General features: G+C 73.7%; 18 protein-coding genes. 9 read left to right on the top strand and 9 right to left on the bottom strand.

Annotated elements, in window-relative coordinates; genetic code table 11:
- Positions 1-172 precede the first annotated feature (172 nt).
- Positions 173-1,246, bottom strand: coding sequence for an ROK family protein (locus AF335_RS34380; protein WP_411158112.1), 1,074 nt, complete (start codon positions 1,244-1,246; stop codon positions 173-175).
- Positions 1,247-1,842: 596 nt separating this feature from the next.
- Between AF335_RS34380 and AF335_RS04155 the strand changes: the two genes are divergently transcribed.
- Together AF335_RS04155 and AF335_RS04160 are read left to right on the top strand one after the other, a co-directional pair.
- On the top strand, positions 1,843-2,991 hold the full coding sequence (locus tag AF335_RS04155; RefSeq protein ID WP_102916821.1) for a Gfo/Idh/MocA family oxidoreductase: 1,149 nt from the start codon (positions 1,843-1,845) through the stop codon (positions 2,989-2,991).
- A 38-nt stretch (positions 2,992-3,029) separates the two neighbouring features.
- The gene (locus AF335_RS04160; RefSeq protein WP_376697789.1) at positions 3,030-3,488 is read left to right on the top strand and encodes a heme-degrading domain-containing protein; all 459 of its coding nucleotides are present in this window, start codon (positions 3,030-3,032) and stop codon (positions 3,486-3,488) included.
- Positions 3,489-3,689: 201 nt separating this feature from the next.
- Here AF335_RS04160 and AF335_RS04165 read toward each other — a convergent pair whose 3' ends face one another.
- Positions 3,690-5,240 carry an FAD-dependent oxidoreductase gene (locus tag AF335_RS04165; RefSeq protein WP_170127570.1) on the bottom strand — a complete coding sequence of 517 codons (1,551 nt, stop codon included), beginning with the start codon at positions 5,238-5,240 and terminating at the stop codon, positions 3,690-3,692.
- A gap of 348 nt (positions 5,241-5,588) precedes the next feature.
- Here AF335_RS04165 and AF335_RS04170 point away from each other — a divergent pair, with 348 nt between their 5' ends.
- Genes AF335_RS04170 through AF335_RS04180 form a run of 3 tightly spaced genes read left to right on the top strand, consistent with a single transcriptional unit; the run spans position 5,589 to position 7,158 of the window.
- On the top strand, positions 5,589-6,239 hold the full coding sequence (locus AF335_RS04170) for a hypothetical protein (protein ID WP_146045422.1): 651 nt from the start codon (positions 5,589-5,591) through the stop codon (positions 6,237-6,239).
- Between the two features lie 59 nt (positions 6,240-6,298).
- On the top strand, positions 6,299-6,862 hold the full coding sequence (locus AF335_RS04175) for a hypothetical protein (RefSeq protein ID WP_102916823.1): 564 nt from the start codon (positions 6,299-6,301) through the stop codon (positions 6,860-6,862).
- 29 nt (positions 6,863-6,891) lie between these two features.
- A complete protein-coding gene (locus tag AF335_RS04180; RefSeq protein ID WP_102916824.1) occupies positions 6,892-7,158 on the top strand; it encodes a hypothetical protein in 267 nt (88 codons plus the stop codon).
- A 49-nt stretch (positions 7,159-7,207) separates the two neighbouring features.
- On the opposite strand, the gene AF335_RS04185 is transcribed toward AF335_RS04180, so the two are convergent.
- On the bottom strand, positions 7,208-8,161 hold the full coding sequence (locus AF335_RS04185) for a redoxin family protein (protein ID WP_102916825.1): 954 nt from the start codon (positions 8,159-8,161) through the stop codon (positions 7,208-7,210).
- A gap of 707 nt (positions 8,162-8,868) precedes the next feature.
- Here AF335_RS04185 and AF335_RS34385 point away from each other — a divergent pair.
- Complete coding sequence (locus AF335_RS34385) at positions 8,869-9,006, top strand: hypothetical protein (RefSeq protein ID WP_170127571.1); 138 nt, start codon at positions 8,869-8,871, stop codon at positions 9,004-9,006.
- 62 nt (positions 9,007-9,068) lie between these two features.
- On the opposite strand, the gene AF335_RS04190 is transcribed toward AF335_RS34385, so the two are convergent.
- Entirely contained in the window at positions 9,069-9,434 is a 366-nt protein-coding gene (locus tag AF335_RS04190; protein ID WP_102916826.1) for a hypothetical protein, read from the bottom strand.
- Between the two features lie 313 nt (positions 9,435-9,747).
- The gene (locus tag AF335_RS33915) at positions 9,748-10,779 is read right to left on the bottom strand and encodes a methyltransferase (protein WP_146045423.1); all 1,032 of its coding nucleotides are present in this window, start codon (positions 10,777-10,779) and stop codon (positions 9,748-9,750) included.
- A 171-nt stretch (positions 10,780-10,950) separates the two neighbouring features.
- Between AF335_RS33915 and AF335_RS04195 the strand changes: the two genes are divergently transcribed.
- A complete protein-coding gene (locus AF335_RS04195) occupies positions 10,951-12,492 on the top strand; it encodes a class I adenylate-forming enzyme family protein (protein ID WP_170127572.1) in 1,542 nt (513 codons plus the stop codon).
- A gap of 21 nt (positions 12,493-12,513) precedes the next feature.
- On the opposite strand, the gene AF335_RS04200 is transcribed toward AF335_RS04195, so the two are convergent.
- Positions 12,514-13,650: an acyl-CoA dehydrogenase family protein gene (locus AF335_RS04200; RefSeq protein WP_170127573.1), complete on the bottom strand. Its 1,137-nt coding sequence runs from the start codon at positions 13,648-13,650 to the stop codon at positions 12,514-12,516.
- A 187-nt stretch (positions 13,651-13,837) separates the two neighbouring features.
- On the opposite strand from AF335_RS04200, the gene AF335_RS04205 reads away from it, so the two are divergent.
- Positions 13,838-14,785, top strand: coding sequence for an isopenicillin N synthase family dioxygenase (locus AF335_RS04205; RefSeq protein WP_211304072.1), 948 nt, complete (start codon positions 13,838-13,840; stop codon positions 14,783-14,785).
- A gap of 129 nt (positions 14,786-14,914) precedes the next feature.
- Positions 14,915-16,075 carry a pyridoxal-phosphate dependent enzyme gene (locus tag AF335_RS04210; protein WP_102916829.1) on the top strand — a complete coding sequence of 387 codons (1,161 nt, stop codon included), beginning with the start codon at positions 14,915-14,917 and terminating at the stop codon, positions 16,073-16,075.
- A 246-nt stretch (positions 16,076-16,321) separates the two neighbouring features.
- Here the strand turns inward: AF335_RS04210 and AF335_RS04215 are convergent, their stop codons facing one another.
- The 3 genes from AF335_RS04215 to AF335_RS04225 form a co-directional block, all read right to left on the bottom strand.
- Positions 16,322-17,641: a UDP-glucose dehydrogenase family protein gene (locus tag AF335_RS04215; RefSeq protein WP_102916830.1), complete on the bottom strand. Its 1,320-nt coding sequence runs from the start codon at positions 17,639-17,641 to the stop codon at positions 16,322-16,324.
- Positions 17,642-17,721: 80 nt separating this feature from the next.
- Positions 17,722-18,159: an NUDIX domain-containing protein gene (locus AF335_RS04220; protein WP_102916831.1), complete on the bottom strand. Its 438-nt coding sequence runs from the start codon at positions 18,157-18,159 to the stop codon at positions 17,722-17,724.
- Positions 18,160-18,187: 28 nt separating this feature from the next.
- A complete protein-coding gene (locus AF335_RS04225) occupies positions 18,188-19,963 on the bottom strand; it encodes an asparagine synthetase B family protein (RefSeq protein WP_102916832.1) in 1,776 nt (591 codons plus the stop codon).
- Positions 19,964-20,235: the final 272 nt, after the last annotated feature.

The raw sequence follows: 20,235 nt of genomic DNA on the forward strand, positions 1-20,235 counted from the left end.
CCGGATGGTTCGGGGTCCGGGGGTCCGGGGTCGAACTTCCGGCACTCCCGGGCTCCGGACTTCGGGCTTCGGACTTCCGGACCCTTCCACCGCCGGGCCGCCCGTCCCGGCGCGACGCGGCCCACTGACGCCGACTGGCCGTCACATACCACCTGATGTGACTATTTTCGTTTCATACGGACGCATGTGAGGCGAAGGCCGTGACGCCGGGCGCCCCCGCCCGTCCGAAGAGGGGCGCCAGCACCAGCTCGGCCGCACCCTCGACGACGGTCCGCTCCCCGCTCGGTGTGACGTCGACGGGCGCCGCGCCGGCGAGGACGGCCCGTACCCCCGCCACGTACGGGCCGGGATCGGCCAGCACGGTCCGGCCGCCGAGGAGCACGAGGTCGATGTCCAGGAGACGGACGAGGTTGGCGGCGCCGATGCCGAGGAGGCGGGCGGCGCGAGCGGTGTCGCCCGCGGCGACGGCGGCCAGGCACAGTGCCTCGGCGCAGCCGTGGCCGCCGCAGGGGCACGGGGGCCCGTCGACCTGGATCACCTGGTGGCCGAACTCCCCCGCGTCCGTGCGCGCGCCCCGGTGCAGGTTCCGGCCGAGTACGAGGCCGGCGCCCAGGCCCGTACCGAGGTGCAGATAGGCGAAGGAGTCCGCCGCGCGGGGGGCGAGGCCGAGGGCGGCGGCGTTGGTGTCCTTGTCGACGACGACGGGCACGCCGAGCCGTTCGGCGAGCGCGTCACGCAGCGGGAAGCCGTCCCACCGCGGGAAGCCGGTGACTTTGCGCAGGACGCCGTCCCGGTGGTCGAGGGGGCCGGGGACGGCGACGCCCAGACCGAGGAGGGTGGGGACGAGACCGAGAAGGGAGGCGGGGGCGGGGGCCGGACCCGAGGTCGTGGCGGGGCCTGCCCCCGTGTCCGAGGACGCGACCGGGAGCGCGCCCCGGCCCGAGGCCATGGCCGGGCCTGTGCCCGAAGACGAGGCCGAAACCGTGCCCGAAGACGAGGCCGGACCCGTGCCCGCATCCGAGGACGCGGCCGGACCCGTGCCCCAGAACGCGACCGGAACCGCACCCGCATCCGAGGTCACGCCCCTGCCCGTGCCCACGTCCGAGGACGCGTCCCGGCCTGCCGCCGAGGCGGGCGCCGCGCCCGCGCGGACGCCCGCGTCGGCGCCCGCACCCGTACCAACCCCCGTCCCCGCACCCGCACCCGCACCCGCACCCGCGAGCAGCGCCCGTACCTCTCGTTCCACCGCCCCCAGCACCCTCTCCGCCCCCGCGCCGAAGGCCAGCGGGGCCGTACGGGTGGCGATCGCGGCGCCCGTGAGGTCGACGAGGGTCGCCGTCAGGGAGTCCCGGTCGAGGTGCAGGCCGACAGCGTGGGCGGCGCCCGGGACCAGGCGCAGGACCACCGGCGGCTTGCCGCCCGTGGAGGCGCGGCGCCCGGCCTCGGTGGCCAGGCCCGCCGCCCGCAGCCGTGCGGTGATCTTGCTGACGGCCTGCGGGGTCAGGCCCGTCCCGGCGGCCAGCTCGGCGCGGCTGGCGCCCTCCGTACCGGCGTCGCGCAGCAGGCCGAGGACGGCGGCGGTGTTGTGGTCGCGCAGGGCGGTGAGGTTGGCGCCCGGCGCGGGAAGGCCGTGGCCGGCCGACGGCGCGGAAGGCGCGGAACCGGCGCGACCACCGCCGCAGCCATCACCACCGCCATCGGCACCGGCACCGGCACCGGCACCGGCAGTACCGGCGCTGGGCCGTGTGGGAACGGTGCGGGAAGCGGGAAGAGGGGGCCTGTTCACCCCACCATTGTCGCCACCGCTTGCACTATCGCAACACCGTTGCCAAAGTGGCTGGCATGGATGGCACCCGCACCCCTGACTCCGACGGCACCCCCGACACCCCCCGTACGCCCCTCCGGACCGGCCTCATCGGCTACGGCCTGGCGGGCTCCGTGTTCCACGCCCCGCTGATCGCCGGCACCGAGGGCCTCGTCCTGGACACGGTCGTCACCGCGAACCCCGACCGGCAGCGCCAGGCCACGACCGAGCACCCCGGGGTGCGGACGGTCCCCGACGCGGACGCGCTGTTCGCCCGCTCGGCCGAGCTCGACCTGATCGTCATCGCCTCCCCCAACCGCACCCACGTCGCGCTGGCCCGCACGGCCCTCGAAGCCGGCCTGCCGGTCGTCGTCGACAAGCCGCTCGCCGCGACGGCCGCCGAGGCGGAGGAGCTCGCGGAGCTGGCGGAGGAGCGCGGGCTGCTGCTCAGCGCCTTCCAGAACCGCCGCTGGGACAACGACTTCCGTACCGTCCAGCGGCTCGTCCAGGACGGGTCGCTCGGCGAGGTGTACCGCTTCGAGTCCCGGTTCGAGCGCTGGCGGCCGCGTCCGAAGGGCGGCTGGCGCGAGTCCGGCGACCCGGCCGAGATCGGCGGGCTGCTCTACGACCTGGGCAGCCACGTCGTGGACCAGGCACTCGCCCTGTTCGGCCCGGCCGTCACCGTCTACGCGGAGCAGGACGTCCGCAGGCCGGGGGCCGAGGCCGACGACGACACGTTCATCGCCGTCACCCACGCGAACGGTGTCCGCTCCCACCTGTGGGTCAGCGCGACGACCGCCCAGCTCGGCCCGCGCTTCCGGGTGCTCGGCAGCGCGGCGGGCTATGTGAAGTACGGCCTGGACCCGCAGGAGGCGGCGCTCCGCGAGGGTCGGCGTCCGGCGGACGACCGCGCGGCGTGGGGCGTGGAGCCCGAGTGCGCGTGGGGCCGGCTGGGCTCCGGTGAGTCGCCCCTCACGGGCGGCGGCGACCCGGTGCCGACGCTGCCCGGCGACTACCCGGCCTACTACGCGGCGATCGCCGAGGCCCTGCGCACGGGCGGCGAACCGCCGGTGTCCGCGCGGGAGGCGGCGGAGGCGCTGCGGGTTCTCGAAGCCGCGCGGGTGTCGGCGACGGAGGGCCGTGCGGTCCGGGTGCGATGCCGGGAGGACGAGGTGAGTGCGGTATGAGCGCGGAGGAGTCCCGGATGGATGCGGAGGAGTCCCGGATGGATGACGAGGTCTCCCGCCTGGCTGCGGACGAACAGCGGCTGATCTTCGACCACTTCGGCAACGACGACGCGTGGGAGCTCGGCTCCCTCCTCGTCTCGCTGGCCCGCGAGCGCGGCGCGGCCGTCACGGTCGGCATCCGGCGCGGCGGCCAGCGCCTCTTCCACTGCGCGCTGCCCGGCACATCGGCCGACAACGACGCCTGGATCGACCGCAAGTCCCGCGTGGTCGAACGCTACGCCGAGTCGTCGTACCTGGTCGGCGCCCGCTTCCGCGCGAAGGGCCGCACCTTCGAGGACTCCTCCCGGCTGGACCCCGACCGGTACGCGGCCCACGGCGGGGCGTTTCCGGTACGGGTTCGGGGGACGGGTGTGGTGGGGGTCGTGGCGGTGTCGGGATTGCCGCAGGGGGATGACCATGCGTTGGTGGTGGAGGGGTTGGAGCGGTTCCTGGGGTAGCGGGGGTGGGGGTGCCGCTGCGCGGGGCTTTGTCCCCGGACCCCGGTCCTCAAACGCCGGACGGGCTGAAAATCAGCCCGTCCGGCGTTTGAGGACACCGCGCGAAGCGCGGAAAGGGGGCCTGGGGGCGAAGCCCCCAGTTCCGGGAAGGGGCGGGTAGGGGACAAAGCCCCGCGCAGCGCCGCCCCACCCCGCCCCCGATCAGCCCACCATCACCGCCCCCTCCCGCACCCCGAACCACTCCCCCAGCGCTTCCGCCAGCCCCGAAGTGCCCGCGTCCGTCGCCCAGGCCGTGAAGCCGTCCGGCCTGACCAGGACCGCCGCCAGTTCCGGACGGGACGGGCAGGCCGCCGTCACGACGTCGACACGGCCCGCGTATCCCGCGGCACGGGCCCGGAGCTCCGGGTCGTCGGCGAGGTCGAGCAGGACCGCCCGGCCGCCGTGGAGGTGGTCCGCGAGGCGGCTGCCGTCGGAGAGTTCGAGGTCCGGGGCGCTACGGCCGGTCAGCGGGTGGCCGCCCGGCAGCTCGTACCGCACCCCGGAGCCGGCGAGCCGCCCGATGAGGTACGTGGTGCCCGCGACCGTCTCCGCCAGATCGCTGACGATCTCGCGCAACGCCCTCGACTGCGGGTCCGGGCGCATCGCCGCGATCTGGGACCGGGTCCAGTCCAGGACCCACGCGCCGACCGGGTGCCGCTCGGCGGTGTACGTGTCCAGCAGCCCCTCCGGCATCCGGCCCGCGACCACGGCGGCGAGCTTCCAGCCGAGGTTCATCGCGTCCCCGATGCCCAGGCTCAGCCCCTGGCTGCCGAACGCGGAGTGCACGTGCGCCGCGTCGCCCGCCAGCAGCACCCGCCCCTTGCGGTAGTCGGTGACCTGGCGGGCGTGGTCGGTGAAGCGGGTCGCGGTCCGCACCTCGGTGATCGTGACGTCCACGCCGGAGACATGGCGCAGCCGCGCCTGGAGGTCCTCGGCGGTGACCGGCGCCTCCCGGTCGGCCGGCGGCCCGCCGAACTCCACGGTGACGACGCGGCCCGGCATCGGCCCGTACGCGTACACCCCGGTGTCCGTGGCGGTCCAGCCGATCGCCAGGTCCTCGGCACCGGTCATCTCCACGACCGCCTGGTGACAGGTGATCTCCGGTTCCGTTCCCGGGAAGTCGAACCCGGCGAGCTTCCGGACCGTACTGCGGCCGCCGTCGCAGCCCACCAGCCAGCCGGCGCGTACCGGCCCGTCGTTCGTCCGCACGGTGACGCCCGCGTCATCGGCGTCGAAGCCCGTCATCTCCACGCCCCGGCGGACGTCGACGCCCAGTTCGGCCGCCCGCTCGCCCAGCAGCCGCTCGACCTCCTGCTGCGCCACGAAGCCGATCCCGGCGGCGGGCCCGGCGTCACCGAAGCCCGGCGCCGTGCGGTCGACCCGGTCGGCGCGCAGCATGATCCCGGCGAAGTGCCCGACGAACCTGAGCCCTTGACCGGAGGCGCCGTCGCCGTCCCCGTCCTCGTCGTTCCGCTCGCGCAGGAACGCCCGGAGGCGCTCCATCGCCTGCCGCTCCACCTCGGCCAGCGCGGGCAGCATGCCCCGGCGGTAGAGCACCTCGACGCCGGGCGTGGTGATCGCCGCGCCCTTGATCGTCGAATCCACTTCGGTGAGCCGCTCCAGAACGACCACCCGAGCGCCCCCGAGCCGCAGCTCGCACGCCAGCATCAGTCCCACCGGGCCGCCTCCGGCCACCACCACGTCAAAGTCCATGCCGGACACTATGAACGAGGCCCAAAAACGCCCGCACACCGCCCTGACCAGCCACAATGCACCCCTCGGCGTCAAGAGGCGCGCCCTCGCGAGATCGGCCGGACGGCCTGCCGGCCCGTGCTGTTCTTCCTCTCTCGCCCGGCCCCGGCCGCCGCTCGCGGGCCCCGGGCCCGTGCCCGGAGCGCGATGCCCCCGCAGGCGCGCAGGAATGATCCGCTCCCCTTACGCACATCGAGCTCCCGTCGGTGCCCCTTACGGCGCGGACTCCCCATCGATCACAGTGGCACCCCGCCGCATCGGGATCACCGGGCGGCATCCCCACGCGCCGTGTACGAGAGGGAGTCCGTCATGACTTGGGCCGACCGCGCCCGCCTACGAGTGGGCGCGCTGTTGCGCTACGGAGATCGGGCGGCGGGGGCGTGGCCCCAGCGCCGTCGGCGGTCGGCGCGCGCGGCCGTGGCCGCGCTGGCCATGACCGCCGTCCTGACGCCGAACGCGACGCTGTCGCCCGCGGCGGCCGCTCCGACGGCCGACATGCCGCTGCCGAGCGGGGTGTTCCGGTTGCAGCTCGGCTCGGGTCGGCACGGCACCGATGAGTGCCTCACTGTCGCTGATTACGACCTCGTCTTCAGGAAGTGCGGCGCCTACCCGGCCAAGCAGAGGTGGACCTCCGGCGGCGGAGACCCCAGCCAGCTCATCAGCGTCTACGAGCGGGAGTCGGGAAGCCTGAACTACTGCGTGGGATCCGGCTTCGTCACCCTCCCGCGGGATCCCACGCCCACCTCGTGGTTCGACTGCGACACGGAACCGGCTCGCACCCATGTGTGGAGGTGGCAGCCCGGAGAGCATGAGATCCACTGGCTCTACCCCACCAACACCGGTACGAGCACGGGCTACCTCGCGGCCCACTTGGGCAGCGATCACATCGCGGGACTCGCCCCGAGCGTGGCCGGCGAGAGCCGCAAGTTCCGCAACTGGACGATCGTGCCGGTGGAGTGAGCGCCACGGATACGACGCGTGTGCCGACCCCCTCTCAGCGTTGTCGACAAGGGAATTCCATGACCTGGAACAGTCCGTTCAGGGTTGCGGCCGCACTGCTGGCGGCGGTGGCCGCGACGACCGCCCTCGTACCGGGCACCGCGGCCGCCGAGACCACGCGCGACAGGCCGCTGCCGACCTGGACGTTCCGGCTCCAGCTCGGCGCCGGGACGTCAGGATCAAACAAGTGTCTGACCGCTACGGACAACGGTCCGGCATTCCGGAAGTGCGGCGACGAGCAGTACGCGCCGCAGCAACGGTGGACCAGTGACGGCGCGGGCCACGGCAAGCTCATCAGCCTCTACCGGCAAGGTCAGCCGACGACCGTGCCGTCCTGCCTGGGCGCCGGGGGCCTGATCTACCAGTCCCCTGCCGCCTTCCGCCCTTGCGACGGCGCGGCCGCCCCCGTGTGGAGCTGGAACCCCGGCAAGCACCGGATCCATTTTTCCTATGTCGACGACGGCAAGCTGCGGACGGGCTCCCTGACAGCAGGCCGCGGGACGAAGAGCCGTCCACACATCGACAAGAAGACCACGAACATGAACGACCTCTACCGCACTTGGTCCTTCATCCCCGTGCAGTAACGACTCCCCCACCCCGGAAGGAAATCCCCATGCTCAGCACCCCCAAGGCCGCATTCGTCACCGCGGCGGCCGGCGCCCTCGTCGCAGGCATCCTCCTCATCGGCTCCGGCCCCGCCTCCGCCGCGGGCGTCGGCTGCGGCGACGCCCAGCCCGCCGTCACGAACGGCAACCCCGTCAACGACACCGTCCAGCAGGGCAGCAAGGTCATCAGCTCCACCGGTGACCTCATCGTCTGTACCGAGAACACCCTCAAGGACACGCTCAACGGCACCGGTGCCGCCGCCGACGGCGAATGATCTCTTCTCTCTCCCCCCCCCGCTCCCGTATTCGCTATTCGCTATTCGCTCACGCACTACCCCGCAGCCATCCCAGCACCTCCCCCGCATGCGCGTCCGGCGGAAACACCGGATAGAACACATGCTCAATCCGCCCGTCCCGCACCACCATCGTCAGCCGCTTGAACAACCGCGGCCCGCCCCCCGCCGAAAACGTCGGCAGCCCCAGTGCGTCCGCCAGCGACAGTCCCGGGTCGGACAGCATGGAGAAGGGGAGCCCGAGCCGCTCCACGACCTCCCTCTGGTACGCGCTGTCCTGGCTGGACAGCCCGAACACCCGCTCCGCCCCCGCCTCCAGCAACTCCTGGTGGTGGTCGCGGAAGCCGCACGACTCGGGCGTGCAGCCGCGGGCCCCCGGGATGGCGTCCCAGCCCTCGGGGAGGTCGACGTCCGGGCGGCCGGTCAGCGGGTAGAGGTAGATGACGGTGCGGCCGGGGCCGAGCTCGTCCAGGCGGACCGTTCGCCCGTCGGTGGCGGTCAGCGCGAGGCCGGGCAGGGCGAGTCCGGGGAGGTGGTCGGCGGCGCCGTCGTCCTCGGGCACGGGGAGGCCGGGCGGGAGTTGCTCGTGGGTGCGGGTCATCGGTTCTCCTCCGTCGGGGGTGGCGATGCTGTTGCGGTAGGCGGAGGCGCGCAGGTGCGCGGTGAGGACCGCCCGGCGGGCGGTGAGGCCGTCGATCCGGCGTGTCAGGTCGTCGATGGCCTCGCGGTAACCGGCCATCGAGGACGGGCAGTCGTCGCCGTGCTCGCCACCGGCCGCCAGGCACTCCAGGAACGGGCGGGTGCGCTCGACCGGGATCCCCAGTTGCCCGAGGTTCCTGATCTCGCGTACGAGCCGGACGTCGTTGTCGGTGTAGTCCCGGTAGCCGTTGGCCAGCCGGTCCGGTGTGATCAACCCGAGCGATTCGTAGTACCGCACCGCTTTGGTCGTCACACGGGCCTGCCTCGCCAGGTCGCCGATCCTCATGCCGCTCACCTCTCGTCGCGCCGTCACCGACGCTAAACGTTGCCCTTGGGGGCAAGGTCAAGCGTCGTGGGGGTGCGGGTGTGTGGGTGGTGCGGGTGTGGTGGGGCGCGTGGGTGGTGCGGGCGCCTGGGCCTCCGGGGCAGGGTCCTGGACCGTATATTTACGGCGCGCTGCGGGTCGTTCCCCGGCTTCCCGGCCGGTGAGCGCCGCAAATACACGTAAGCGTCCAGAACCCTGCCCCTGCGGCCCCGGCCCCCTCCCCGCCGTCGTCGACCACCCCATCTGCGGCACGAGTCCGGCCCCGCCGTCGTCGACCACCCCGCCTGCGGACGAACCCGGACCCGCCGTCGTCAGCCGTCCCACCTGCGGACGGATCCGCCCCCGGCCGTTGCCGACCGTCCTGCCCACCTGCCTGCCGAACGAGTCCAGGCCCACCGCTGCCCGTCGCCCCGCCTCCCGAACGGATCCGGCCCCGCCGTCGTCAGCCGTCCCGCCTGCGGACGGATCCGCCCCTGCCGTCGTCGCCCCCCATCTGCCGAACGAGTCCAGGCCCGCCGTTACAGGCCGCCCCGCCCGCCGAACTGATCCGGCCCCGCCGTCGCCATCACCCCACCCCCGAACGGCCCCGGAGCCCTGTCCGCGTCCCTCAGGGGCACCCCCGAGGCCCGCTCCCAGGCCGCGTCAGGGTGGCCTCCGGGGTATCACGGATGATGATGGTGCTCCTGGTCCTCGTCGGCATCGTGCTCATGGGCATCGATCTCGACCTCATGCCCCACGGCAGCGCCTGCTTCCTCCTCGCCCTGGCCCCCGTCCCTTCCCGCGCCCCGGCCCCGGTCCGCGTCTGACGCCGGGACCGCAAAGGTTCGCCGGGCCGGTGGTGGGCGACGGGAAGCCGGCTCCGCCTCTCTCAGGACCTGGCCGCCGATCCGAGCGCCTCCAGGATGCCGCCGAGGCCGCCGCCGAGCCTGCTGAGGATGCCGCCACCCGGGGCGCGGCCTTCCCCGTACGGGACATGGCCGCCGCCCGCGCCCTCCTCGTACTGGCCCCGCCCCTGGCCCTGGCCCTGGCCGCGCCCCTGATCCTGGTCCTGGCCCCTGCCCTGGTACCGGCCCTGATCCCCGTCCGGTTCCGGCTCCGGCTCCGGGGCGGCGAGGGCGCTCGGCGCGGTCCCACCGCCCGGAACCGCCTGCGCGGGTGCCGCCAGCGAGGCGCCCCCCAGTACGAGAAGGGCACCCGCCGCGACAGCGGCCGTCCGCCGGTGAACGAGACTCATTGCCTGCCTCCGAGAATGTGCGGTTGTCGGCACGCGTGCCGGTGGCGGCTGGTCCCAGCTCACGGCCACCGTGCACGCATATCGGTCATATCATGATGGAGGCTGTCAATCCGGCAAAGGCGACGCACGGCATCGCCTCGGGTGGACCCGCCCCCCTTCACTTCCGGCCCAGGCGTAGCGAACGGGCCCCGGACGCGCCGCCAGATCCACGGCGGCGCTGATCGCGGCGTCGTGCCCCGCCGCCGCCCGTTCGACGCCCGCGAGCCGTACGAGGCCGACGCCCGTCCCGGCCGCGCCGGATGGCCCGGCGGTGTCACCGGGCCGGGACGAGCTCCAGGACCACGAGGGTGTCCGCCGCGCGGTGCACCGCGACGGTGCCGAGGCCCGACTCCTCCGCGAGCCGGACGAGTTCGGCGACTCCGCGCTCGCGTCCGCCGAAGTAGACCAGCATGCGCAGGTCCATCGCCGTGTTCGGGGACTCACCGTCGGCACCCGCGTCCGCGTTCTCGATCACGAATACCCGGCCGCCGGGGCCCGCCGCCTCCGCGCAGCGGCGCAGGACGGCGCGGGCCGAGTCGTCGTCCCAGTCGTGGAGGACGGCGGAGAGCAGGTACCCGTCGTAGCCCGGGGGCAGGGCGTCGAAGAAGCTTCCGCCGACGGCGTCGCCCCGGTCGGCGAGCCCGGCGGCCGCGAGCGCCCGTTCCGCGGAGCGTGCGGTGGCGGGCTGGTCGAGGACCGTGCCGCGCAGGGCCGGGTACGCGCGGAGCAGTTCGGTCAGCAGGGTGGCGTCCCCTCCGCCGACGTCCAGCACCCGGCGCAGGGTCCCCCAGTCGTAGGCGGGGGCGATCCGCCGTGCCCAGCGGCGGGCGTCGGCGGCCATGACGGTGTTGAAGTGCGCGGTACGGGCCGGGTCCGCCGCCAGGTCCTCCCAGAACGGCCGGCCGTGCAGGAGGGGGTAGGCGCTGGTGCCCGTGCGGGTGCTGTGCAGCAGGTGTACGAAGGAGAGTTCGGCGGGGCCGGGCGCACCGTCGAGGTCCAGGAGGGCGCGGACGCCGCCCGGGTGGTCGTCCCGCAGCGCCTCGCCCGTCTCCGTCAGCGCGTAACACGCCTCCTCACCCCCTTCCCGCTCCTCCCGGGCGAGCACCCCCGCCGTGACCAGGTGCCGCAGGAGCCTCGCGAGGGTATCGGGGTGGGCGCCGTTGGCCGCGGCCAGTTGTGCCGCCGTGCGGCGGCCCTGGTGGATGCCGTCGGCAATGCGCAGTGTGGCGGCGACCCTGATCGCCATCGGCGTCACAAGGTCCACCATGGCCCAGATCGCGTGCGGCGACTTGCTCCTGTCCGACATGGCGTGCCTCCTGGCGTGGAGTGCGTCGGGCTGCGGGGGGCTGCGTACCGCTCCCTTCACCGTAGGGGCGAGGGGCGGGCCGGCGCCCGCGATCGGGGACGTATTCGCTCAAAGGTGGTCGGATCGGCCCGGTGGCGAACCGGCGGAGCACCCACGGTCGTTGAGCGGGACGTGACCGACGGAGCCGAGGCTGCCGAAGACGTCCTGACCCTGCTGTCGCGCACCCCGGAGCGCGTCGCCTTCGAGGACGAGCGGGAGTCCCTCTCGTACGGCGAGGTCCGCGACCTCGCCTTCCGCTTCGCCCGCGCCCTGCGGCGCCTGGGGGTGGCACCGGGGCACGTGGTGGCGCTGGGCCTGCCGATCCGGGCCCGGGCCTTCCCCCTCTGCTACGCCGTCAACGCCCTCGGGGCGGGACATCTGGTGCTGCCGGTGTGGCTGCGGTCGCTGGACGGGCAGTGGGAGACGGCCCTCGCCACACGCCCCGACGCGGTGGTCGTCGACCCGTCGGCGGCGCCCCCGGGAAGCTGCGCCGCCGACCTGTGCGAGCGGCTGAGCGCACGGTACGGGGTGCCGCTGCTGTCGCTGGGACCGCACCCGGGCGCCCGGGACCTTTCGGCGGAGGCCCGGCGGGAGTCGCCGGAGCCGTTCGCCGTCACCGCGCGGCCGGCCGACCCGAGGGCGCTGTGGCTCACCGGGGGCACGGGCGGCGCCCTGAAGTGGGCGACGTTCGCCTTCGGCGCGCGACGGCCGCCCCTGTTCCGCCCGTACGAGGGGGCCCGCGGGCCGATGCGCCCGCTGGTGGCCTACCGGCTGGGGCCGGTGCCGAACAGCCTCGCGGCGGTCACCCTCGCCGCGGGCGGCACGGTGGTCACCCGGGCCGGTATCGAGCCGTCCGGTCTTCTTCCCACGGTGGCGGCCGAGCGGATCACCGAGGTGAGCCTCTTCCCGCGCGGCTGGCGCCGGATCCTCACCGGCCCGGAGGCGGCGGTGGACACGCCGAGCCTGCGGAGGACCTCGTTCCTGGGCGACTGCGTCTCCCCGGCCCTGCTGCGGCTGGCGATCCGGCGGTTCGGTCCGATCGTGCACACGCGCTACGGGCAGAACGAGGCCGGCCTGCTCGCCGAGCTGACACCGGCCGACTACGCCGGCCGCCCCGACCGGCTCCGTACCAGCGGGCGGCCCGTGCCGGGTGTCGACCTCACCGTCCGGGACCGGGCCGGCCGGGAGCTGGGGACGGGCCGGCAGGGCGAGATCTGGGTCCGGGGGCCGGGGGCCATGAGCGGCTACTGGCGGCGCCCGGACCTCACCGCGCGCGTCGTGCGCGACGGATGGCTGCGTACCGGCGACGCGGGGGCGCTCGACGAGGACGGCTATCTGACCGTGCTGGGGCGGCTGGCCGACACCGTCGAGGCCGACGACGGGCGGGTGGTCGGCCCGGCGGACGTCGAAGGACGGCTCGACGACCATCCCGCGGTCGCGGCCTCGGCGATGTTCACCGGCCGTCCCACCGCCGGTGGCCGTACGGCCGGTGGCCGGCCGCACGTGGCGGTGGTCGCCGATCCGCGGGCCGTCACGGGCCGGGAACTGAGCCGGTGGCTGTACGAGGACACGCGCCTCACCTGCCCGGAGGCGGACATCCACTTCGTGCCGGACATCCCGGTGGCCACCTCCGGCAAGACGGACCGGCGGGCCCTGGCCGCGGCGTACGGCTAGCCCGTTCGCCACGGGCGCCGCTCAGGCATCCGGTTTCACCGTCACACCCGGTTCCACACCCAGTTCCCGCTCCCCGATGCGTTGCAGCAGCGCGTCGTTGGGCGCTCCGACGATCAGCAGGGCCAGTGCGTCCCGGTAGTGGCGGCCCAGGGTGGTCTCGGGTGCGGCGTAGCCGGCTCCCCCGCACAGCAGCGCCGCCTCGCGCACGGCCTCCTGGAGGTGCGCCGTGCAGAACACCTTGGCCTCGTCCGGCGTGACCGGCGGCTCCGGCCCCAGCAGGCTCTGCCGGACCGACCGCATCACCGCCACCCGCGTGGCCAGTTCACCGACCCGCAGCAGCACCGCGCCCCGGACCCCGGCCGGCCGCTGGTCCAGGCTGTCCCGCACGAAGCGCAGGGCCTGCTCGTGCACGGCGTCGGCCGAACCCAGGGCGCGGGAGACATAGCTGGTCACGTCGTGGGCGAGGAGGGATTCGGTGAGGTCGTGCCCCCATCCGCCCAGGACCTCCTCGTCCGGGTCGAACTCGTAGCCCGTGAAGGCGATCTCCGCCAGGGAGACGCCGAGCATGCCCGGACGCGGCAGCTCCGGGCCGATGACGACACCGGGCCGGGCCGGATCCACGAACACCCCCAGGACGGCGTGGGGGCTCCGGGCGACGGCCAGGATCCGGTCCGCGTCACGGGCGTTGGTGACCCAGCTCTTACGGCCGTGGAGCACACCCGTACCGCCGTGCCGGGTGGCGCTGCTGCGCAGCCTGGAGGGGTGACCGACGCCCTGTTCGTGGTAGGCGCGGGCGAACACCGTCTCGCCGCGGGCCATCGGCGCCAGCCAGGTCCGGCGCTGCTCCGGGGTGCCGTGCCGCCGTACCTGCCGGCAGAGTTTCAGGTGGGTGCCCACCAGGCCGGCGAGCGGCTGCCAGCCGCGCCCCAGTTCGTAGCCGATCCCGGCCACGTCCGCGCGGGCCCAGCCCGACCCGCCGTACTCCACGGGTACGGTCGCCCCCAACGCGCCCAGTTGCGCGAGCCGCCGGACGAGGGGGCGAGGGTAGTCCGCTTCTCCGTGCTCGGCCAGATACGGCCCGATCTCGGTCCGGGCGAAGGCCCTGACCTGCGCCGGACCCGACCGGCCGATGTCGTCGGGGCCGCTGGGCGTTCGCATGCCGACCGCCTTCCGTGGCGACCGCGCGGCCGCCGGTCCATGGCCGTAGGGCCCGTACGAACCCAGCATGCGGCGTTTTCCCCGCCGCCGACCTCACTCACGAGAGTGAGATTTACCCATAGTTGGGCCATTAGAAATAGATGCCTGCTAAAAGCGTAATCAAGGGCTATGAAACGAGAGGCCCGCGATGACCGACATGCATACCAATGATCACATCGCGCTCATCGACCTCCAGCAGTGGCGGGACGGCGGTCCGCGGACGCGGGAGGAGGTCGCCGCCCGGCTGGACACCGCCCTGCGCGCGCACGGCTTCTGCCTGATCACCGGCCACGGGCTGCCCCGGCTGCTCCGCTCGGAACTGCGGTCGCTGGCCCGCGTGTTCTTCACCCTCCCGGCCGAGGTGAAGGAGCGCTACACCGCCGGCACGGGCGGCAGCGGCTGGAGTCCCGCGCTCCCCATCGCGCCCGGCCGCCCGCCGGACCTCAAGGAGACCTTCAGCTTCCGCTCCGGCGGCTCCACCGGATCACAGGATCTGGACGACCGCCGCTCCGAGCGGTGGCCCGCCGAGGTCCCCCGGCTCCAGGACGCGGCCGGGGAGTTCCTGCGGCGCATGCGGGCGCTGAGCGACGAACTCCTGTCGGTGTGCGCGGTGGCCCTGGGTGCCGCGCCCCGGTACTTCGAGGCGTTCCGGCGCGACCCCACGCACGCCGGCGCCCTCAAGTGGTACCCCTCCCTGCGCCACCTGGGCCCCACCCGCCCCGGGCAGCACCGCGTCGGCCCGCACACCGACCTCGGCGCACTGACCGTCATCGACCGGGAGTTCGGCCTCGGCGGCTTGCAGCTGGAGACCGCCGACAGAAGGTGGCTGGACGCCCCCTGCACACCGGAAACCCTCTCCGTCACCGTCGGCGAACTCCTCTCGCGCTGGTCCGGCGACCGGTGGCCCGCCTGCCGCCACAGGGTGGCCCCGCCGCCCGCCGAGGTGCCGGAGGAGGACCTGCTGTCCCTGCTGTACGTCAGCGGGGCCGACCACGACGCGCTCATCGAATCCTTCCCGCCGCCCGTCGGCACCACCGCACACCCGCCGGTGCGCTGGGGGGATTACCTGCGCGCCAACCTCACCGCTCAGCGCTGACCCGCCGCCCCCGCCGCCCCGCCCCGGGCGGCCCGGGCGAGCACACCGCGCGGGCCCGGGGCGCCAAGTCCCGCGCCGGGCTCAGGAGCCGGCGCGGGAAACGGGGGTGGGGGCAGAAACGGGGAGATCATGGAGATCTACGCGCAGGGCACGAGCGTCATCGAACGGTACGCCGCCCACCTGGACACCGCCCCGGAGCTCATCCGGCGCGCGTCCCTCCAGGAGAGCGGCCGCATCGTGCAGCTACCACCCCACCACGAGGTCCCCCTGGACGTGCTGGACCTGTCCACCGCCAACACCACCGGCACCTTCAAGTCCTGGCTCGCGTGCGTCACCGTCGCCCGGTGCCTCGGCGAGGACCAGGCGCTGATCCTCGGCCAGAGCTCGGGAAACACCGCCAACGCCATGGCCGCCTACACCGCCCACGCCGGCATCCACGCCGTGTTCCTGCACCCGCCCGCCTCCCGCAGGCGGATCGTGCCGCGCCTCGCCCGGGCCGGGACCGTTCGGTTCATCGAGATCGACGCCAGCGAGCAGCACATCAAGGCCACCATGGCCGCCTGTGCGCGGACCTCCGGCATCCCCGTCGCGCCCACCCAGCGCGACCAGGACGAGGCGAACAAGATGCGCGCGTACTTCCTACGGGACGCCGCACGCGAGCTGGGCCGCCAGTGGGACTGGCATGTGCAGGCGATCTCCAGCGCGTTCGGGCCCTTCGGCTTCTACAAAGGGGTGCAGGAGATCCGTCGTACGGACCGCGCGGCCATGCGCGTGCCCCGGTTCCTCGGCATCCAGCAGGAGGCGGTGACACCGTTCGTCCAGGCCCTCACCGGCCGGAAGGGCGACCCGGACGCCGACATGGTGGAACCCACCCTCTTCCGGCGCGCCCTCACCGACGAACTCGTCCAGCGGATGCGCCGGCTCTGCGCCGCCTCCCGGGGCACCGTGCGCCACCTCACCAACACCCGCTACCGGCGCCTCGAACCACACGCCATCACCATGCTCCAGGAAGCGGGGGTGACGGTGGCCCGCGACAGCGACGGGCAGCCCAGGGAACGCGCCGGTCTCTACTCCCTCGCGGGCACCCTCGACGCCATCGAGCAGGAGCTCATCCGCCCCGGCGAACGCGTACTGGCCGTCTACACCGGCGGCTCCGCCCCACCGCCCCCCGGCACGTACCGCCCCCACTGGCGGGCCCGCCCGGACGAGGCCCCCGACACGATCTCCCGGGCACTTGCCGAGGTGTGGCGCGGCACTGACGGGCGGCGCGGCGCTGAGGGGCGGCGCTGAGGGGCGGCGCGGCGCCCGGGATTCGGCCGGTCCGGGCCGCGCCGTACGCCTACGCCTACGCCGCCTGGGCCCACCCCCACCACAGCGGGCGGCGCGCCATGCGTGAGATCCACTCCGCCGCGGCGACGTCCGCCCTCCGGGCGTTGGCCTCCCGCCAGGCCGCGTCCAGTTCCGGGCAGGCTCTCGGAAGACAGGCTCGGCCCGGTCAGTGCGGCCGGGGCGGAGGTGGTGGTGCAGTAGGGCGGGTCAGGGGCGGCCGAGGGCTCGGTGGGTCCAGCCGGCTTGGCGCCAGCGGGTGGGGTCGAGGGTGCCGCGTCCGTCGATGACCTTGGCCTGGGCGACGCGGGTGGCGAGCCGTTCGGGGCTGATGCCGGTGAACTCGGGCCACTCGGTCAGGTGCAGCAGCAGGTCGACGCGTTCGGCGGCGTCAAAGGCGTTGTCCGCGTAGTCGAGCTCGGGGTGAGCCTTGCGGGCGTTGTCCAGAGCCTTGGGGTCATAAACGGTGACCTCGGCGCCGAGCCGGTGGAGGTGGGCGGCGACGGCGAGGGCGGGCGAGTCCCGGATGTCGTCGGTGCCGGGCTTGAAGGCCGCTCCCCAGACGGCGATGCGCTTGCCCTTGAAAGTGCCGCCGAGCTGTTCTCGGGCTAGGTCGGCCATGCGTGCGCGGCGGCGGTTGTTGATCGCGTCGACTTCGCGGAGGAAGCCGAGGGCCTGGTCGGCGCCGAGTTCGTCAGCGCGGGCCATGAAGCCTCGGAGGTCCTTGGGCAGACAGCCGCCGCCGAAGCCCAGCCCGGGCCGCAGGCCCCGGTGGCCGATGCGGGTGTCGTGGCCGAGGGCTTCGGCGAGCTGGTGGACGTCGGCGCCGGCTGCTTCGCAGACCTCGGCGATGGCGTTGATAAAGGAGATCTTCGTGGCGAGGAAGGCGTTCGCCGAGCCCTTGACCAGCTCGGCGGTGGCCAGGCTGGTCGTGATCGTCGGCGTCCCGGCCTCGATGATCTTGGCGAAGCACTGCCGCAGCACGGTCTCGGCACGGGTGTTCTCGCTGGTGAAGCCGAGGACGAGGCGGTCGGGGTGGAGGGTGTCCTCGACGGCGGAGGACTCGCGCAGGAACTCGGGGTTCCAGGCGACCTCGGCCTGCTCGCCCGCCGGGGCCGCCTCGCGGAGGATGTCTGCGACGCGCGGGGCGGTGCCGACCGGGACGGTGGATTTGCCGACCACGACGGTGGGCCGGTAAATACGGGGTGCGAGGCGGCGGACGGCAGCGAAGAGGTCGCTGAGGTCGTAGGCGTTGTCCCCGGTCCGCTGAGGGGTTCCGACGCCGAGGAAATGCAGGTCGGCGAAGGATGCGGCCTCGGCGTAGGAGGCGGTGAACTTCAGCCGTCCGCTCGCGGTGTGCTTGGCCAGGAGGTCGTCCAGGCCGCGTTCGAAGAACGGGGCCTTCCCGGCGCCGAGGGCGAGGATCTTGTCGCGGTCGGTGTCCATGCCGAGGACTTCGTGGCCGAGTTCGGCCATGCAGGCGGCGTGGGTGGCGCCGAGGTAGCCGCAGCCGATGACGGTGAGCTTCATGCGCTCGTCCTTCCGGAAGAGAGAAGGGGGTGGGGCCGCCCGGCCCCACCCCCTGGTGCCCCGTCCGGAAGGGCGGGGTGTCAGGCGGGCCGGGCGGCCAGACAGCGGGTGATCCCGTCCCGGATGAACGGCGGGATCGTCAGGACCGGCAGGTGTTCGGGGGCGAAGAACTGGAGCTTGACGCCCTCGGCCAGGGGGAGGCTCTTCTCGTCGCCGTCCCAGGTGGCGGCGAAGAAGGTGATGAGCTGGCCGGAGCCGTCCTCGTCACGGACCTCGAACAGCTCGGTCAGGTCCCGGGCGGTGAGGCCGGCTTCTTCGTCGAGTTCGCGGACGATCGCCTCGGCCTGGGTCTCGCCGGGGTCGGTGCCCCCACCGAGGAGACTCCAGTGGGCGGGCCAGGCGATGTCGGGGAGGTCGTCGCGCAGGTGCATCAGGACTTCGCCCCTGCGGTTGGTGATGATCGCGACGGCCCCGCGGGCGGTGGACGGGCCCTTGGCGGTGGTGGTGTCGGAGTGCATCCCGACACCGTAGTGACGTGAGGGTTCGTCATGCGGCAGCCTTCACCGTCTGGTCGGAAAACCAGGCGGCTGCCATCAGGGCCTGCATCCGCGAGCGGTCGAACCGTCCGCCCGGCTCCAGCCCGCGTTCCAGCAGCGGCCGGAGGGTGCCCGGGGCGTCGTCGAGGGCGGTGCGGATCCGGGCGTCGGCCCACTGGGCGAGCGGGCCGGTCAGCCAGGCGGGGACTGGGGACGCGAAGCCGAGTTTGTCCCTGCTGGCCCAGACCTCGCGGGGCAGGCCCAGGGCCTTGGCGGCGTCCCGCAGGATGCGTTTCCCGGCCGCGGGCTCCCTGATCTTGTGGTCGGCCGGGAGCCGGTAGGACAACTCGACGAGGTCGCGGGCGAGGAAGGGCGAGCGCCGCTCCAGGGCGAAGGCGGAGGCGAGCTTGTCGCTGGTCATCACCAGCGGCCGCCAGGCCGTCGCCAGCTCGGCGAGCGTCAGCGCGCGGGCCGCATCACCGCCCGACCGGGTGAAGGCGTCGGCCACCAGCTCACGGACCCTGCCGTCAGGATCGGGGCCGCGAAGGATCAGCCGGGCGGCGGCCTCCGCCGGGGCCAGGGGCTCCCCGGCGGTGTGCAGGAGCTTGGCCGCCAGGGGCCTGTACGCCTCCAGTCCGGCGTCCAGGACCGCTTCGGGACCGAAGAGGACCAGAGCCTGGCGGACGTAGCCCATCAGGAACTCGTCCGGCCCCAGCCCGCCGACCACGACCTTCAGACCCCGCTCGGCTACGGCCCGGTAGGCCATGTACTCAGAGAAGGTGGACGCGTTGCCCATCGGGTAGTCCAACGCGTTGATCATGTGCGGCAGGACAGTGGTGAAGTCGGCCGTGTCCGGCTCGACGACGACCAGTTCGGCGCCGATGTCCCGGGCGATGGTGGTGGCTATCCGGGATTCGTCCAGGCGGTCCTGCCCCGGATAGCGGACGGTGACGCAGACCGGCGGCCGCATCAGGTAGGCCAGGACCGAGGAGTCCAGGCCGCCCGACAGCAGCAGCGCGAAGTCACCTGCGGGGGCTCGCAGCGGGATCTGTTCGGCCAGGACGACGGAGAAGCGGGCAAGCGCCGGCTCGTAGCCGGTCTGCCAGGGCTCGCGGTCCTCCAGGTGCCACCAGGTGGTGTGCTCCAGCGACCCGGACGCGAGGTCGAAGGACAGCAGGCTCGCCGGAGCCATCAGCTGAACGCCCTGGAACGGGGTCTCGACACCGGTCGGGGTCTCGATGGCCAGCATCTCCGGGCGGACGACGAGCGAGGCCACGCCGTAGCCGGTCAGGGTGGTGACCTCGGAGGCGAACGCGAGCCGGCCGCCGTCCAAGCGCCAGTAGAGCGGCTTCTCGCCCAGCCGGTCCCGTGCCAGGAAGAGCCGTCCGGCCTCGCCGGCCCTGGGGTCGTAGAGGGCGAGCGCGAACATGCCGTCCAGCCCGTCCAGGCAGGCCGCCCCGAGCTTGGCCCAGGCCCGCAGCACCAGGTGGGCATCGGTCTCACGGTCGGCGAGCGGGATGCCCCAGGCGGTGGCCTGCTGCCGGAAGTTGTAGATCTCGCCGTTGAAGGCCAGCAGCAGCCCGCTGGCAGCGTCGAGGTAGGGGCCGGGCTGGGCGGCCGGATCGACGATCAGCAGGGTGTTCATGGCCAGCACCGCTCGCCCGTCCGATGAAGCGGCCTGCAGCGTGCCGTCCGGTCCGCGGTGCGACTGAGACATGCCCATCGCCCAGACCGTCGTCTGGTGCCGGGCCGCATCAGCTCCGGCCAGTCCTGCGATTCCGCACATCTGGTTCACCCCCGAGAGTGTTGGGATGCCTTGGCGGCGGTCGCGGCCGGGAGAGCTTTCCTCGGATCCCGGCCGCGACCCGGACCCTCATCACACCGGCTGGGAAAGATCGCGGGGGAGGGCTCGCAGGGGGGCTCACAACTCGCAGACCGGGTTCACCCCCGGCCGGGGAGGCAATACCCTCGGTGACCCGACGCGCGGGATTCGCGTACGGCTTTCTGTGCTCAGCCACGTGTGCGAATCCGCGGCAAAGGTCACTGGAATCGGCAGAG

This window comes from Streptomyces eurocidicus, assembly GCF_002891295.1.
Taxonomy (GTDB): Bacteria; Actinomycetota; Actinomycetes; order Streptomycetales; family Streptomycetaceae; genus Streptomyces; species Streptomyces eurocidicus.

Excerpts from the sequence above, each read along its gene's own strand:
- AF335_RS04155 (WP_102916821.1), top strand. The coding sequence starts at position 1,843 with ATGGATGGCACCCGCACCCCTGACTCCGACGGCACCCCCGACACCCCC.
- AF335_RS04160 (WP_376697789.1), top strand. The coding sequence starts at position 3,030 with ATGGATGACGAGGTCTCCCGCCTGGCTGCGGACGAACAGCGGCTGATC.
- AF335_RS04165 (WP_170127570.1), bottom strand. The coding sequence starts at position 5,240 with ATGGACTTTGACGTGGTGGTGGCCGGAGGCGGCCCGGTGGGACTGATG.
- AF335_RS04170 (WP_146045422.1), top strand. The coding sequence starts at position 5,589 with ATGACTTGGGCCGACCGCGCCCGCCTACGAGTGGGCGCGCTGTTGCGC.
- AF335_RS04175 (WP_102916823.1), top strand. The coding sequence starts at position 6,299 with ATGACCTGGAACAGTCCGTTCAGGGTTGCGGCCGCACTGCTGGCGGCG.
- AF335_RS04180 (WP_102916824.1), top strand. The coding sequence starts at position 6,892 with ATGCTCAGCACCCCCAAGGCCGCATTCGTCACCGCGGCGGCCGGCGCC.
- AF335_RS04185 (WP_102916825.1), bottom strand. The coding sequence starts at position 8,161 with ATGAGGATCGGCGACCTGGCGAGGCAGGCCCGTGTGACGACCAAAGCG.
- AF335_RS34385 (WP_170127571.1), top strand. The coding sequence starts at position 8,869 with ATGATGATGGTGCTCCTGGTCCTCGTCGGCATCGTGCTCATGGGCATC.
- AF335_RS04190 (WP_102916826.1), bottom strand. The coding sequence starts at position 9,434 with ATGAGTCTCGTTCACCGGCGGACGGCCGCTGTCGCGGCGGGTGCCCTT.
- AF335_RS33915 (WP_146045423.1), bottom strand. The coding sequence starts at position 10,779 with ATGTCGGACAGGAGCAAGTCGCCGCACGCGATCTGGGCCATGGTGGAC.
- AF335_RS04200 (WP_170127573.1), bottom strand. The coding sequence starts at position 13,650 with ATGCGAACGCCCAGCGGCCCCGACGACATCGGCCGGTCGGGTCCGGCG.
- AF335_RS04205 (WP_211304072.1), top strand. The coding sequence starts at position 13,838 with ATGACCGACATGCATACCAATGATCACATCGCGCTCATCGACCTCCAG.
- AF335_RS04210 (WP_102916829.1), top strand. The coding sequence starts at position 14,915 with ATGGAGATCTACGCGCAGGGCACGAGCGTCATCGAACGGTACGCCGCC.
- AF335_RS04215 (WP_102916830.1), bottom strand. The coding sequence starts at position 17,641 with ATGAAGCTCACCGTCATCGGCTGCGGCTACCTCGGCGCCACCCACGCC.
- AF335_RS04220 (WP_102916831.1), bottom strand. The coding sequence starts at position 18,159 with ATGCACTCCGACACCACCACCGCCAAGGGCCCGTCCACCGCCCGCGGG.
- AF335_RS04225 (WP_102916832.1), bottom strand. The coding sequence starts at position 19,963 with ATGTGCGGAATCGCAGGACTGGCCGGAGCTGATGCGGCCCGGCACCAG.